The sequence below is a fragment of the Verrucomicrobiia bacterium genome, from assembly GCA_036268055.1.
Classification (GTDB): domain Bacteria; phylum Verrucomicrobiota; class Verrucomicrobiia; order Limisphaerales; family Pedosphaeraceae; genus DATAUW01.
Window position 1 is genome coordinate 252,942 of record DATAUW010000041.1, and the last position, 14,914, is coordinate 267,855.

The 14,914-nt window shown below is 55.2% G+C and carries 15 protein-coding genes; 4 read left to right on the forward strand and 11 right to left on the reverse strand.

Annotated elements, in window-relative coordinates:
- Positions 1–21 precede the first annotated feature (21 nt).
- The 3 genes from VH413_20795 to VH413_20805 form a co-directional block, all read right to left on the reverse strand.
- Positions 22–927 (reverse strand): transglycosylase SLT domain-containing protein, encoded by a 906-nt coding sequence (locus VH413_20795; protein HEX3801142.1) that lies wholly within the window; start codon positions 925–927, stop codon positions 22–24.
- A 92-nt stretch (positions 928–1,019) separates the two neighbouring features.
- The gene (locus VH413_20800) at positions 1,020–1,655 is read right to left on the reverse strand and encodes a hypothetical protein (GenBank protein ID HEX3801143.1); all 636 of its coding nucleotides are present in this window, start codon (positions 1,653–1,655) and stop codon (positions 1,020–1,022) included.
- A gap of 25 nt (positions 1,656–1,680) precedes the next feature.
- A complete protein-coding gene (locus VH413_20805; GenBank protein ID HEX3801144.1) occupies positions 1,681–2,304 on the reverse strand; it encodes a hypothetical protein in 624 nt (207 codons plus the stop codon).
- Positions 2,305–2,534: 230 nt separating this feature from the next.
- Between VH413_20805 and rbsK the strand changes: the two genes are divergently transcribed.
- Positions 2,535–3,452, forward strand: coding sequence for a ribokinase (gene rbsK, locus VH413_20810; protein ID HEX3801145.1), 918 nt, complete (start codon positions 2,535–2,537; stop codon positions 3,450–3,452).
- 20 nt (positions 3,453–3,472) lie between these two features.
- Here rbsK and polX read toward each other — a convergent pair whose 3' ends face one another.
- The 3 genes from polX to VH413_20825 all read right to left on the reverse strand — a co-directional run bounded on the left by polX (position 3,473) and on the right by VH413_20825 (position 6,581).
- Positions 3,473–5,224: a DNA polymerase/3'-5' exonuclease PolX gene (gene polX, locus VH413_20815; GenBank protein ID HEX3801146.1), complete on the reverse strand. Its 1,752-nt coding sequence runs from the start codon at positions 5,222–5,224 to the stop codon at positions 3,473–3,475.
- Between the two features lie 196 nt (positions 5,225–5,420).
- On the reverse strand, positions 5,421–5,999 hold the full coding sequence (locus VH413_20820; GenBank protein ID HEX3801147.1) for a Maf family protein: 579 nt from the start codon (positions 5,997–5,999) through the stop codon (positions 5,421–5,423).
- Positions 6,000–6,002: 3 nt separating this feature from the next.
- Positions 6,003–6,581 carry a DUF1802 family protein gene (locus tag VH413_20825; GenBank protein HEX3801148.1) on the reverse strand — a complete coding sequence of 193 codons (579 nt, stop codon included), beginning with the start codon at positions 6,579–6,581 and terminating at the stop codon, positions 6,003–6,005.
- Between the two features lie 104 nt (positions 6,582–6,685).
- On the opposite strand from VH413_20825, the gene VH413_20830 reads away from it, so the two are divergent.
- Both VH413_20830 and VH413_20835 read left to right on the forward strand, forming a co-directional pair.
- Positions 6,686–7,993, forward strand: a complete 1,308-nt coding sequence (locus VH413_20830; GenBank protein HEX3801149.1) for an MFS transporter — start codon at positions 6,686–6,688, stop codon at positions 7,991–7,993.
- Positions 7,994–8,011: 18 nt separating this feature from the next.
- The gene (locus tag VH413_20835; GenBank protein HEX3801150.1) at positions 8,012–8,560 is read left to right on the forward strand and encodes a GrpB family protein; all 549 of its coding nucleotides are present in this window, start codon (positions 8,012–8,014) and stop codon (positions 8,558–8,560) included.
- 11 nt (positions 8,561–8,571) lie between these two features.
- Here the strand turns inward: VH413_20835 and lipA are convergent, their stop codons facing one another.
- Genes lipA through VH413_20860 form a run of 5 tightly spaced genes read right to left on the reverse strand, consistent with a single transcriptional unit; the run spans position 8,572 to position 12,005 of the window.
- Positions 8,572–9,456, reverse strand: a complete 885-nt coding sequence (lipA, locus tag VH413_20840) for a lipoyl synthase (GenBank protein ID HEX3801151.1) — start codon at positions 9,454–9,456, stop codon at positions 8,572–8,574.
- Positions 9,457–9,696, reverse strand: a complete 240-nt coding sequence (locus VH413_20845; GenBank protein ID HEX3801152.1) for a glutaredoxin family protein — start codon at positions 9,694–9,696, stop codon at positions 9,457–9,459.
- A gap of 42 nt (positions 9,697–9,738) precedes the next feature.
- The gene (gene gcvH, locus VH413_20850) at positions 9,739–10,122 is read right to left on the reverse strand and encodes a glycine cleavage system protein GcvH (protein ID HEX3801153.1); all 384 of its coding nucleotides are present in this window, start codon (positions 10,120–10,122) and stop codon (positions 9,739–9,741) included.
- Between the two features lie 31 nt (positions 10,123–10,153).
- Complete coding sequence (gene gcvT / locus VH413_20855; GenBank protein ID HEX3801154.1) at positions 10,154–11,287, reverse strand: glycine cleavage system aminomethyltransferase GcvT; 1,134 nt, start codon at positions 11,285–11,287, stop codon at positions 10,154–10,156.
- A gap of 1 nt (position 11,288) precedes the next feature.
- Complete coding sequence (locus VH413_20860; protein HEX3801155.1) at positions 11,289–12,005, reverse strand: FAD-binding oxidoreductase; 717 nt, start codon at positions 12,003–12,005, stop codon at positions 11,289–11,291.
- A gap of 123 nt (positions 12,006–12,128) precedes the next feature.
- Between VH413_20860 and VH413_20865 the strand changes: the two genes are divergently transcribed.
- Positions 12,129–14,906, forward strand: coding sequence for a 4-alpha-glucanotransferase (locus tag VH413_20865; GenBank protein HEX3801156.1), 2,778 nt, complete (start codon positions 12,129–12,131; stop codon positions 14,904–14,906).
- The last annotated feature ends 8 nt before the right edge of the window (positions 14,907–14,914 follow it).

A 14,914-nucleotide genomic window follows, 5' to 3' on the forward strand; every position in this document is an offset into this window, starting at 1 on the left:
TTTAATCCCGACTCAATGTCACTATTTCGGCGGTTTGAGCACGCTTAAATTCCGTCCTTCGCGTTTCCAAACCGTCGCCTCCACCTTCGGCACATACATCTGCGTTTCCGCCGGCAACCGCCGCGCGATGCCCGCGAACGACCGCGCTTTTCGTTGCTTCAATAATTTATCCACGCGCCCCTCGCCCACGTTGTAAGCCGCCAGCGCCAATTCCCAATCGCCGTAATGCGAATGCAAAGCACGCAAATATTTCGCCGCCGCCCGCGCGCTTTTCTCCGCCTGATAACGCTCGTCCCACGGCCAGAGCGATAGCTGCTCGTCGCGCGCCGTCTGCGGCATCAACTGAAACATCCCCGCCGCGCCCGCCGGACTCCGCGCCTTCGGGTTGAAAGACGATTCCACCTCCGCCACCCAAACGAGTTCCGGCGGCACTCCCTCAGACAAAAAAATCTCCTTCAATCGCGGCACATAATTTCTTGCCTGCGCCGGCCACGGACGCTTCGCCAGTTGCCGCGTCCACACCTCGCGCTCCTCCGCCATCGTCACCTGTTTTCCCCGCCCCAATTCCTGCGCCGCCTCCAGATAATCCAGCCGCGTCTGCAACCAATCGCCATACGCAGCCGTCTCCTCGAACTTCTGCAACAGTGGAACCAGCTCCTCCGCGCTTTGGCGCAATGTCGCAAGCTGGTTGATATTCGTCCCCTCCATCGCCTCCTTCAACTCCGCGAAAATTCGCTGCACTTTTTTTTCATCCAACTGCTTCAGCGCCCGCAAAACATCTGGATCAATATTGTCCTGTAACCAATCATCCACCGACTCCAACTGCACCCCGCCACCGGTCGAATAAGCCGGAGAATTAGTTTGGGCGTTGAGGCTGGCGCCGCCGCCAAGAATAGAAACTATCACGAGCACTCGCGCCACTTTCATAACAACACCGTAGCACAAAGTACGCGGTTCACCATTCGAGACACGGCGATGCGGCTGTGACTTTGATGAACCGAAAGAGCGTTGATTCCGCGTTATTTTTTCTCCACGACGGCTTTGGGCGACTTCAACTCCGGCGCATTTTGCATGGCGTTAAATGTTTTCATACTTAGGTCATCAAAAAGTTTTTGCATCAGGATTTTTCGATGACTGTCCCCCGTGAATGCGTTCCCGCCCGTTTCAGAAGCGTCGGACGTGATGGTTTTCAACCAGACAGTATTATGCGTGGCCCGGTCCTTGGCGATCCATTCGACCACCAATGTAAAATTAACTTTGTCCCACGCGAATGCGCCGCCGAGACCTTGATCGGCCTTGACCGCCCGCGGCACCAGGATCAAATCGGCGCTCGTTTCGCCAGCCGCTTTTTCTTCGGACGAAACCTCCTTCACCTGCTGAAATGACGCGTTGGCAACCTGTCGCGCATAATCCTGTAATGATTGTCCAAAAGGAAAAACCCATTTGTCGCCCATCATCGGAAACTCATACTTGTAGTTTTGCAAGTCGCTATTGATGACCAGCACGGCTTGATGCGGCAGTTTTTCTGCGACTGGAAAACTTGCCGGTTTGACCGATATCTTTACCATGTGGGTGCATCCGGTTCCCAGGATTGCCAGCCCGAGCGCCAGCACAAGCGTTAAATGCGAGACCAAAGAATTTGTTTTTTTCATCATATCTGGTTTTTGTGTTGACGGCGGATTATTTCGAAAGAGCGATGCTAAGTTTGGCGCTTTGTTGAGTTGCCGTTTTCGGCAGATCTATGGTTACGATTGCGCCATCGCTCCAATCTTTTCCTTTAGGCACAGGATTGTAATAGATGAAGCCTTCCATGTCCTGCCCCGGGGCCAGAGTTTGGTCCGGCATTTCCTTGCCCACGAAGTTGCGCTGCACCTCAGTGGCGCTGGCAACCATGGATGCGCCGACAAACAGTAAGGGGAGCGAACCGCCGGCTGCTCCCAGCCAGGCAACCGCTTCGCCGCCGCCGCTATTGCGATCAATGCCTTTGCCATCGGCCGTCCGGTCGCCCGCGGTATTGCGCAGCGTGAGATGAAAATTCTTTTTCTCGACCAGGAAAGTCTGGTCCGGACTCTCATTGCGAATCCGAACGTGAAGGATCGCGATGCCATCGCTCACACTATTCACACCGAAATACTCGCGGCTCCGTTGGTTATCCACGAAGGGATCTATTCCGACGTCCAGTCCGGCTTCATGCATTCTATGTTCGGTGGGAGAAGCGACGGTTTGGTGATAATCCGGTTTTCTGCCGGAGCTGCATCCACAAAGCAAAGTGAGCATGGCTGCTGCCGCAATGCGGTTTTTCAATTTTGAAATATCCATCTTCATAGAGTTTTGAGCCCGTTGATTCCCGGAGTGCCGCTTGGATTGCGCGAGACTGTGGATGACACAAACGGGTTTCACAAGCTTTTTTTGGAAGCTATATTTTCTGGTGCTAATTGATAAAAACTTCATTTTTGGATTTTGATTTATCACGCGGTATAAACCTCAACATTTCCTCACTTCCAACTTTCTATCCATCGCCCTAGACTCCCCGCATGATCACTGTCGTCGGCAGTTTCAACATGGACCTGTTCATCGAAGTCCCGCGTTTCCCTGCTCCCGGCGAAACTCTCTTCGGGAAAAACTTTCGCCGCGCCACCGGCGGCAAAGGCGCGAACCAGGCCTGCGCTCTCGCCCGCCTCGGCGAGTCTGCCGCGATCATCGGCGCCGTCGGCCAGGATGCCTTTGGCGATGAGATGCTCCAAAACCTCGCGGCCTTCGGCGTGGACACCACCGGCGTCGTCCGCCGGACCGACACCGCCAGCGGCACTGCCGTCGTCACGCTCGATGCCCGTGGCGAAAATCAGATCATCGTCGCCAACGGCGCGAACGACACATTGTCCGCCGCCGACGTCACGCGCCAGTTGCCCTTGATAAAAAATTCGCGCGCGCTCATCACTCAGCTTGAAACGCCCCTTGAATCCGTCGAGGCCGCCTTGCGCGCCGCCCGCGAGTCCGGCATCCCGGCCATTCTTAATCCCGCTCCGCACACGCCCGTGCCCGATGCCATCCTCGGCCTGTGTGATTGGCTTATCCCCAACGAAATCGAAGCCGCCAAAATCAGCAACCTTGAAATCACCGATACCCACAGCGCCGCGCGCGCCGTTGTGCACATCCGCAAACGAACCGGCTGCGCGAACATCCTCGTGACCCTCGGTCCAAACGGCGCGTGGCTCGACACTCCAAAATTCGCCGGCCACATTCCCGGCTTCAAAGTTACCGCCGTGGACACCGTCGGCGCCGGCGATACCTTCATCGGCGGCTTCGTCACGCAATTACTGGAGCACGGTGACGCCCACACCGCCGCGCGATTCGGTTGCGCCGCCGCCGCCATCGCCGTCACCCGCCGCGGCGCGCAAGCCAGCCTTCCGACAAAAAAAGAAGTGACCGCTTTTTTAGAAAATAATTCTTAAAAGTCTGCAAAGCCGAAAAATCACTTCCCCCGCTTGCGCCCCAATTCTTTCGTCAATTTATCCAGCGGCAACGTGTTCACCACATCTTTCTTTCCCAGCCAGCCTTTGCGCGCCATGCCCGCGCCGAGCCGCAAAAATCCCGCGTGCTCGTTGCGATGCGCATCGCAGTTGATCACACACTTCACGCCTTTGGACTTCGCGTACGGCCACAATCGCCAGTCCAGGTCGAAACGATACGGGCTCGCGTTCAACTCGATCCACGTGCCCGTCGCCGCGCACGCATCAATCACCGCCTGCTGATTCACCTTGTAAGGCTCGCGCTCCAGCAGCAAGCGCCCCGTCAAATGTCCCAGCATGTGCACGTGCGGATTTTCCGCCGCCATGATCAGGCGTTTTGTGTTATCCGCTTCATTCTGCGAAAAGCCCGCGTGCAAACTCGCGACCACGACTTCCAATTCCGCAAGCAGGTCGTCATCAAAATCCAGTTTGTCCTTGAGGATGTCCACTTCCGAACCCGCCAGCAGCTGAAAATTAATTCCTTCATCCGCGAACTCGCGGTTGATTTTTTTGATCTCCTTGATTTGTTCGCGCACGCGCGCGGGTTCCAATCCATGCGCCTGAAACGACGACTTCGAATGGTCGGTGATTGCCCAATAGTCCAAACCCAAATCGCTCATGTGCTCCGCGATTTCTTCCAGCGTGCCCTGCCCGTCGCTCCAGTTGGAATGATTATGCAGCGACCCGCGCAATTCCGTCCACTCGACCAGCCGCGGAATTTCATTTTTCTCCGCGACCGCAAATTCGCCGTAGTCTTCGCGCAATTCGGGCGGCACATAGGCGAGCCCGAGCTTCTCAAAAATTTCCTCCTCGGTCCGGCACGGCACGAGCAATTTTGGGTCGCGCGTCTCTTCTTTCGATTTGAACAACCCGTATTCGTTAAGCCGCAGACCGCGCTGGATTGCGCGCTGCCGCATGACGATGTTGTGCTCCTTGCTGCCGGTGAAATATGCCAGCGCGAATGGAAATTCCGCATCGCTTACCACGCGCAAATCCGATTGGATGCCGCCCGTCAAAATCACCGAGGCCTTTGTCTCTCCTTTCGCGCTCACGCTCACGACGCCGGGCTCGGTGGTAAATGCCTCGATCACATCTTTCGGATTTCGTGACGACACCAAAAAATCTATGTCGCCGATGATCTCCTTATAACGTCGCAAACTTCCCGCCGTGCTGCATCGTACCACTTCGGGATAACTGCGCAGCGATTCCAGCACCGGTTCCGCCACGCTCAACGCCTTCACCAGCAAATGCCGCGACGCATACATCCGCCGAAAACTAATCCCCTCCAAAATCTTCGCCTGGGTTTTTTCGCCGAAACCTTCCAGCACCGCGACCTTGCCTTCCTTGCTCGCCACTTCCAATTCAATCACCGTCTTGATGCCCAGCTTGTCGTAAAGCGCTTTCACTTTCTTCGGACCGACGCCGGGGATTTGCAACATTTCCATCAGGCCCTCCGGAATCGAAGCTTTCAACTCGTCATAATATGCGAGCTTGCCCGTGGTCACGAGTTCCGTGATTTTCTGCTGCAACGCTTCGCCGATGCCTTTGATTTCGTCCAACCGCTCTTCGGTCACGAGTTGATGCAGAGGTTCCGCCAGCGATTCCAGCGTCCGCGCCGCGTTCGCGTAAGCGCGAGTCTTGAAAGGATTCTCGCCTTTCAACTCTAGCAACACGCCGATTTCAGAAAGAATTTCCGCCACGCGATCTTTGTCCATAAAATAAATATGCGACGCCAAACCCAAACTTCAAAGTTCATTCTTCCTCCTCTCGGACCGCGGGTCTGTGACCCGCAGCAAGGTGAATCCGGTCAAGCCGCTTTAGGCTCAGCCAGGCGCGGCAATATTTATTGAAAGTTGCTGCGGGTCACAGACCCGCGATCCGGTTGGAAAGACACTCGCGCGCGTCCGGCGATTACCCGCCTTCACTCCACAATTTCAGTTCCCGCCGCAACCGTTCCGTAGGCAAACCAATCACATTCGTGAGCGAGCCCGAAATATTTTCCACGATCTTATCGCCGTAATCCTGGATTGCGTATGCGCCTGCCTTGTCCAGTGGATTGATGAGCTTGAGATACTCGCGAATCGCTTTCGCGCTGAGCGGACGGAATTTCACCTGCGTTCTTTCCGCGAACATTTTTTGCCGATGCCCGCGTAGTTGCAACAGGCACACTCCCGTCACGACTTGATGCGTCCGTCCGCGCAGTTGTTTCAACATGCGATGCGCGTCCTCGTGGTTCGCCGGCTTGCCGAATAATGCGCTGCCGAGCGACACCAGCGTGTCCGCCCCGATCACTAGCGCATCGGGAAAGCGTTTCGCCACCGCGCGCGCCTTGCGATACGCGTTGATTTGCGAGAGTTCCACCGCCGTCAATTCCTCGTTGTGCAATTCCTCGGCGTCGCTCGGAATCACCGTGAATTCCGCGATCAATTTTTTCAGCAACTTCGTCCGCCGCGGCGAACTCGACGCCAAAATAACGGGAGGCAATTTCATACGCTAAACTTTCGCCGGCACGGCGGACGCTTCGCTCAGCGATACCCGCAGCCGTTTTAATTTGCGCTCAAACTCCACATCGTCGAGCACGGGAGATGCGCCGTCCGACGCGATCTCCTGCTCCAATTCGATCCACGATTTGCATCCGCCGTACGAAGCCAGCATTGGCAATTCAACCGGCGAGGGCATCCGAAAAATTTTCACCGCCAGTGCGAAGATGGCTTTCTCGCGTCCCCATTCAAATCGTTCCGCGATCACTTCATCCCGCCAGACATGCTGTCCGCGCAATGCCTTTGCCTGTTCAAGCGAATGCAACTGCTCGGCATACGCAATCTCCGCGAAAAATTCCAACCGCAAAGTGTCCACCGGCGGAAAGTGCGGCGCGATTTCGTCGTAACGCCGTTGCGCGGAAGGAATCACCGACTCGCGCTGCTGATGAAACAAAGTTGGAAATAGAAGAAAACGATTTTGCGCGACTTGAAAACCGCCGCGTCCCTCGCTGATGCCGCCCTTGCGCAGAATCAAAATCTGCTCGCCGCGCCCGAGCGCATCCACGACCACCGCCCACTCTTTAAATGCCACACGCACAAAATGATTCTAGCCGCGAACTCCGTGAAAGTCGAGTGCCGGCCAAGCTTCGGCTTGCCAGTCCTGCCCGCATCTTTTAGGCTGCGCGAAACCAATATATGAACAGCACAATCCGCTTCAAACTCTTCCTGATGATGGTCCTGGAATTTTTCATCTGGGGCGCATGGCTGCCGCTGATCTTTAGTTATTTGCCCGCGCTGAAATTTTCACCGTGGGAACAATCCATCATCCTTAACGCCTTCCCCGTCGCCGCGATCATTGGAATGTTTTTCAGCAACCAATTCGCCGACCGCAATTTTGCCGCCGAAAAATTCCTGGCATTCAGTCATCTCATCGGTGGACTTGCCATGATCGGGCTCGCGTTCACCAAGGAATTCTGGCCGTTTTTTGGCCTCATGTTTGTCCATTGCCTTCTCTACGTGCCCACGCTTTCCATCACGAATTCGATCGCGTTTGCGAACATGAAAGATGCGCAAAAGGAATTCGGCTTTGTCCGCATGGGCGGCACGCTCGGCTGGGTGCTCGCGGCGTGGCCGTTCACTTTTATTTTTGTGGACTGGGCTAAAGTTCACGCGGCGAATCCGCAAGGTTTTGTGGCGACCATTGGCGCCGCGCTCGCAAATGGCCTCAGCGGACCGGCGTTGCAAGCCGCGACAATTTGGACATTTATCGTGGCGGGAATCGCGTCGCTTCTGCTCGCGGCCTTCAGCCTGACGCTCCCGCACACACCACCGAAAAAAGCCGGCGCGGGCGGTGCGGAGAAATTGGCTTGGGCTGAGGCAGTAAAACTTTTGCGGCATCCTTTCGTACTCGTGCTCTGGCTCGTCACCTTCGTAGATGCCGTCGTTCACAATTGCTACTTCAACTGGGCTGGTTCATTTCTCAGCGCGGATACCGCCAGCGGAGGCGCGGGCATTCCCGGCAACTGGGTCATGCCCGTCATGAGCATTGGCCAGGTCGCGGAAATGTTTACCATGTTCATTCTCGGCGCCACGCTCAAGCGGCTCGGCTGGCGCACGACCATGATCCTCGGCATCATCGCTTACCCGATTCGTTTCGCGGTGTGGGCCTTTTTTCCCGACCACAAGGAACTCATCATCCTCGTGCAAATCCTCCACGGCATCTGCTATGCATTTTTCTTTGCGACAGTTTATATTTTCGCCGAGGAATATTTTCCAAAAGATGTTCGCTCAAGTGCGCAGGGACTTTTCAATGTCATGATCCTTGGCATCGGCGCGCTCGCCGCAAACTCGCTTTGCCCGATGCTTGCGCAGCAAACTTTCAGTCACAACGGCATCACCGATTGGCACCATCTTTTCCTGGTGCCGCTCTTCATCGCGCTCGGCTCGGCCATTGCGCTGGCGTTGTTCTTTCACCCGCCAAAACAAACCGGCCCGGTGCATTGAATCAATTTATCTCGCGCCATGCCGTCGAAAATAATCGTCTGCGATTATGCTGCGGCGTGGCCGGATCAATTCGCGCAGTTAAAGCGAATCATTTGGCCCACAGTAAGTGACATCGCACTTGCCATTGAGCACGTCGGCAGCACGGCTGTGGCCGGACTCGCCGCGAAACCGATCATTGATCTCGACATCGTCATTTCCAGCGCGCCCGACCTTCCGGCTATCATTGAGCGATTGAAAAATCTCGGTTACGAACACCTTGGCAACCTCGGCATTGAAGGCCACGAAGCCTTTCGCGCGCCGCCTGGCCCGATAGATCATCATCTTTACGTTTGCCTGGCAGAAAGCATCGCGTTCAAAAATCATATTCGCCTGCGTGATCGCCTGCGAAACGACGCGCTCGTGCGAAAACAATACGGAGATCTGAAACGCGACCTCGCCTTGAAATTCCCTGATTCGATAGACGCCTATGTGGATGGCAAAACCGAATTCATCTTGAATCTGCTGAAAGATGCGGGGATGGCCGCGCCCGACCTCGAATCAATCCGCAACGCAAATAAAATATTCTAGCGGCGGCAATCCTACTTCACCGACGGCAAATGAAATTCATCCGCGTGATACGAACTCCGCACCATCGGTCCGCTCGCCACATGCACGAAACCTATCTCGTCCGCCACGCCCTTATATTTGGCAAACCGCTCCGGTGAAACAAATTCCACCACCGGCAAATGCTTCAACGTCGGCTGCAAATATTGTCCCAGCGTGAGCATGTCGCAATTCACCCGCCGCAAATCTTCCATCGCGGCAAATAATTCCTCCTCCGTCTCGCCCAACCCGAGCATCAATCCCGACTTCGTATAAATTTCCGCACCGCGTTTCGCCTTCACTTTTCCGAGCACGCTCAGTGACCGGTCGTACGTCGCGCGCGACCGCACCGAAGGCGTCAAACGCCGCACCGTTTCCAGGTTGTGATTAAATATCTCCGGGCTCGCGCGCAGCACCGCGTCAATCGCCTCATCGCGATCCAGAAAATCCGGCGTCAACACTTCGATGACGATTCCCGGGTTCGCCGCGCGCACCGTCTCGATCGTTTTGCGAAAATGTTCCGCGCCGCCGTCCGCCAGATCATCGCGCGCCACCGCCGTGATGACCACGTGCTTGAGCCGCATGCGCTTCGTCGCTTCCGCCACCCGCGCCGGTTCGTCGGCTTCGAGCGGCAGCGGTTTCGCCGTGGATACCGCGCAAAATCCGCACGCCCGCGTGCAGCGGTCGCCCGCAATCATGAACGTCGCCGTACCTTTGCTCCAGCATTCCCAATGATTCGGACACTTGGCACTCTCGCAAACCGTGTGCAATTTCAACTCGTCGAGCAGGCCGCGCGTATGCGCAAAACTGTCCGACGTCGGCAATTTGATGCGCAGCCATTCCGGCAGGCGCGGACGCGGTTTGAGTTCGGTGATGGTCATCTATTTTGCGATCCTCTTGAAAAATCCCGGCAATTCCTCCGGCCCAAAATCCGCCAACACGTCGCCATCCACATCTAAAACCGGCGCGAGGCCCTGCCCGGAAATTTTTACCATCTCTTCATAAGCCGAATCATTCGCGATCACGTCCACAACCTCGTAGTCAACGTCGTGGGCGTCAAGCCACTTGACCGCTTTATCGCACCAACCGCAAAAGGGCTTAATAAATAGACGTGCTTTCATGGGGAGTACAACTTGGAAAAATGTTATGCGGCGAACAACGGCCTAACCGTTGACTTGCGCTTTGTATTTATCCGCGCTGAGCAGAGCGTCCAATTCGGAAGGATTGCTCAACTTGATTTTATAAAACCATCCGCCCGCGTACGGCTCGCTGTTCACCAGCGCGGGATTGTCACTCACCGCCTTATTGATTTCAACGACTTGCCCACTGACCGGCGAATAAATATCGCTCGCGGTTTTCACGGATTCAACGACCGCGCAGGCCTCGCCCGCTTTTACCTGGCGATTGAGCGCCGGCAATTCCACGAACACCACGTCAGTCAATTCCTGTTGCGCATGGTCGGTGATGCCGATGGTCGCCGTGTCGCCGCTTACCCGCACCCACTCGTGCGATTTCACATATTTCAAGTCCGTAGGAATATTAGACATAATGGAATTGAGTCAGGGCCGCGCCGTTTGGTCAATCAGCTTTTCGATAAATGGGTTTGGGCACGATCACCGCGGCGAAACGCTTCCCGCGAATTTCAATTTCAATCGGCGTTTGCGGCTTGGCAAATTCCGGCGGCACATAACCCATGCCGATGCCAATTCCCAGCGACGGACTTTGCGTGCCGCTCACCACTTCGCCGATTTTTTTTTCGCCGCTCCAAATTGCATAATGCGGACGCGGTGGCGGGCATTTGTCCGTCATCTTAAACGCAACGCACTTTTTCGTCACGCCCTTGGCCTTCTGTTCAGCCAGCACGGCGCGCCCGATAAAATCGCCTTTGTCCAGCGCCACGAAAAATCCCACGCCCGCCTCGATGGGCGTCGTCTGCTCATCCAACTCATGGCCGTAAAGTGGATAACAAACTTCCGTGCGCAAGGTATCGCGCGCGCCCAGGCCGGCTGGTTGCAGGCAGTATGGATGTCCCACCGCGAGGACTTTTGACCACACGGCCGCGATGACTTCCGCCGGGCTCACAATTTCAAAACCATCTTCACCCGTGTATCCGGTTCGAGAGACCCACACCGGCGTCCCGGCAAAATCAAATTGTCCGGCGTGATTCTTTTTCAAGTCCGAGGCCTGCGCAACCATCGTCCCTTTTTTTGAGGCTCCAGGAAAACATTGATTGATCATTTCCGCGACGCGCGGTCCCTGCACCGCGACCGCGCCGGTTTGGTCGGAAACATTTTTAAATTGCACCGACGCTCGATCGGGAAATGCCGCAAGCTGTTTCTCCAGCCACGCCACGTCCTCAGTGATTCGTCCGGCATTGATGATCAATAAATATTCGGCATCCGCGAGGCGATACGCATATAAATCATCCACCACACCACCGTGTTCATTGCACATCAACGTATATTGCCCCTGCCCCACGGCGAGCTTGCGAATGTCATTCGTGAGCACGTGATTCAAAAAACTTTCCGTGCCCGCGCCGCTCAGCAGCACTTCGCCCATGTGCGAAATATCGAAAATCCCCGCCGCTTTTCGCACCACGAGATGTTCATCCATGATGCTCGTGTATTGCACCGGCATTTCCCAGCCTCCGAACTCGACGAGCTTGCCGCCGAGTTTTTGGTGCAATTCAAAAAGTGGCGTGCGCTTCAACATGTCAACCCCACTTCTCCACCAGCATCTGGTTTTTGGGAACGCCAAGTTCGTTCATCACGAGATGCTGCGTGCCTTCGACCAATTCATTCGGCCCGCACGCATAAAAAACCGTGTTGGGCATATCGGCGATGTGCTCCTTGATCCATGCGGCGTCAATGCGCCCGCGCCGTCCCGGCCACGGATCGCCCGCCGACAGCCGTGTGCAGGTCACGTAAAAATTGAAATTCGGATTCTCCTGTTCCAACTGGCGAAATTCCTCGTCAAAAATAATATCGTTGGTCGTGCGCACGCTGTAGAGAATCGTGATTTCCGTTTCGAGCTTGCGCCGCGTGGCATCGCGCACGAAACCGCGAAACGGCGTTACGCCCGAACCACCCGCGATGCAGATCAAATGTTTGTTCGGCTCAAGCACCGGCAGAAATTTTCCCACCGGCTGGATCACGCCGAGTGTATCGCCCGCCTTCGCCCAATCCACGATGCGCGTGCCCATCTTGCCGTCGCGCTTCACCGTGATCTCGTAAAACCCGCGATCCAGTGCGCACGACGACAGCGAATACGCCCGTTTGTAGCTCGGCGTGTCCGGCCAATAAACCGTGATGAACTGCCCGGTCTTGAAGTCCGCGTCATAGCCCTCGGGCCATTTTATTTTCAGCGTTTTGGTGTCCGGCAACTCCAGCGTCACCGTTTCGATCACCATGTCCGCAACATTTTTCGGCATAAATTTAAAATCGGCCCGAGAATAATGGAACCGCCAACGGTGTAAAGGTCGCAATCGCCGTGACCGCGCGTGCATTCTGCATTATTTCTTTCGCTCGCGCCCGGCCTCTGGCAGCCTTGGTCCATGAGTCGGAGCACAGCAGCAAAGCCAAAAAGGAAATCGCCGGGCCGCAAAAAAATCTCCACGCCCGCGCGCACAATAAATCTCACTCTGCGGCTTCGTTACCACACCAATTTCGGCCAGTCCATTTTCGTCACCGGAAATCACGAATTGCTCGGCAACAGCGATTTCAATCGCGCCCTACCGCTGCAATATCTCAACGATGAATTCTGGCAAGTGACCATCGCCTTGCCGGTGACGGCGAAGAGCGCTCCGGTCACCTATAATTATTTCGTGCGCGAATCCACCGGCGCGCTGACTCACGATTGGGGTGCCGACAAAGTGATTCATCCTGCCTCGCTCACGCAAAGCGAAGTACTGATCATTGATTCGTGGAATTATGCCGGGTATTCCGCAAATGCCTTCGCTACCAAACCGTTTAAAAAAGTTTTATTGCCCGGTCGAAATTTTGCGCTTGGCTCGGATGCCCCCGCGAACGTCACCCATATTTTCAAAGTCAAAGCTCCCCTGCTCACCGGCACGCAAACAGTTTGTCTTGCCGGCGAAGGCGATGGCTTTCGCCATTGGCAATGGAACCAGCCGATTCTTTTCAACAAAGTGCCCGGGGAAGATTTTTTCACCGTGGCGTTGGACCTCAGCTACGCTCCGTCGCCGCTCACATATAAGTATGGCGTCTATGACATCAAAACGAACACCGTGATCCGCCTTGAGGATGGCGAGGTCCGCACACTTCAAGACACCAGCGCTCCCGGCAAGTTGACGATCATCAATGACGGTTTTGCCGTGCTGCCCGCGGACGCTTTCAAAGGCGCGGGCGTGGCCATCCCGGTTTTCAGCTTGCGCAGCGAAAATGGTTTCGGCGTCGGTGAATTTTTGGATCTCAAGACTCTTGCTGACTGGGGCAAACAAGCTGGTTTGAAATTGATTCAACTGCTCCCCATCAACGACACCATCGCCACGAAAACCTGGGTGGATTCTTATCCGTATGCGGCGATCAGCGCATTTGCGTTGCACCCGATTTATCTCAACCTGGAAAAACTTACGGCCAAGGCGAATCAACGCTTCCTGAAAAAATTGTCGCCCGAAAAAGCGCGCCTCAACGGCCTGCCCGCGCTCGATTACGAAGCGGTTATCAACGCGAAGCTCGCGTTCGTCAAAAAAATATTCCCTTCGCAAAGCAAAGAGACCTTTGCGACCGACGAGTACAAAAATTTCTTTGAACAGAATAAACATTGGCTCGTGCCTTACGCGGCGTTTTCTTATCTGCGCGATAAGTTCGGCACGCCTGATTTTGAAATGTGGCCGCGCTATCGCAAATACAACGCGAAAGAAATTTCCTCGCTCGCCGCGCGTGCTCCGGCGCGTGATGAAATCGAATTTTATTATTTCACGCAGTATCATCTTCATTGCCAGTTGAAGGAGGCGACGGATTACGCGCATAGCCAGGGGCTCGTGGTCAAAGGTGATTTGCCCATCGGCATCCATCGCCACGGCGCGGACGCGTGGCAAAATCCCGAACTATATCATCTCGATATGCAGGCAGGAGCGCCGCCGGATGCCTTCGCCGTCAAAGGCCAGAACTGGGGTTTCCCCACTTACAACTGGCCGCGCATGCAGCAGACCAATTTCGCCTGGTGGAAACATCGCTGCGAACAGATGAGTCTTTATTTCGATGCCTTCCGCATTGATCACATCCTTGGCTTTTTCCGCATCTGGAGCATTCCGCTGCACGCGGTTGAAGGCATCCTTGGATATTTCGTGCCCGCGATTCCCGTGAAGGCAGAAGAGTTTCCCGCGCGCGGCATCACTCTCAATCTCTGCCGCCTCACGCAGCCGTATATCACCGACCAAGTCTTGCGCGATATTTTTCAAAACGACAGCGATAAAATAAAATCGCAATTCCTCACTGCCGATGGCTCAGGAAATTATTCGCTCAAACCCGATTTTGCCACGCAACGACAAGTTGAACGTCATTTTGCCAAATTGCCCGCGAACGAATCCAACGACAAAATCAAAATCGGCCTTTACGATTTGATCAGCAATGTCGTGCTCTTCGAGGTGCCCGGCTCGGGTGGCAAAGAATTTCATTTTCGCCTGGGCATGGCTGATACCTCGTGCTTCAAGACGCTCGATGCCCAGACGCAATCGCAGCTCAACGATTTGTATGTGGATTATTTTTACCGCCGCCAGGACGATTTCTGGATGCGCGAGGCCATGCAAAAATTGCCGGCGTTGAAACGCGTCACGGACATGCTCGTGTGCGGCGAAGACCTCGGCATGGTCCCGGATTGCGTGCCCGAAGTCATGCGGCGGCTCGGCTTGCTCAGCCTGGAAATTCAGCGCATGCCCAAACTTCGTGACCGCGAATTTTCCTATCCGCGAGAAGCTGCTTACCTCAGCGTCGTCACGCCCGGCACGCATGACATGAGCACCATCCGCGGCTGGTGGGAGGAAGAGGACAAGACAAGGGTCCGCAAATTTTATGAAGTCGAATTGAACCAGTCCGGCCGTCCTCCCGCGGTGTGCGAGCCCTGGATCAACCGCGCCATCATCATCCAGCATCTCGAATCATCGGCAATGTGGAGCATTTTCCAATTACAAGACTTGCTGGGCATGGACGAGAAATTGCGCCGCAAAAACTTTCACGAAGAACGCATCAACGTGCCCGCGAATCCAAAAAATCACTGGCAGTATCGGATGCACCTCACCTTAGAGATGTTGAAAAAAGCGCGGGCTTTCACAGAAGAATTCAAAGAATACGTCCAAGAGAGCGGAAGGTAAGTTGGCGT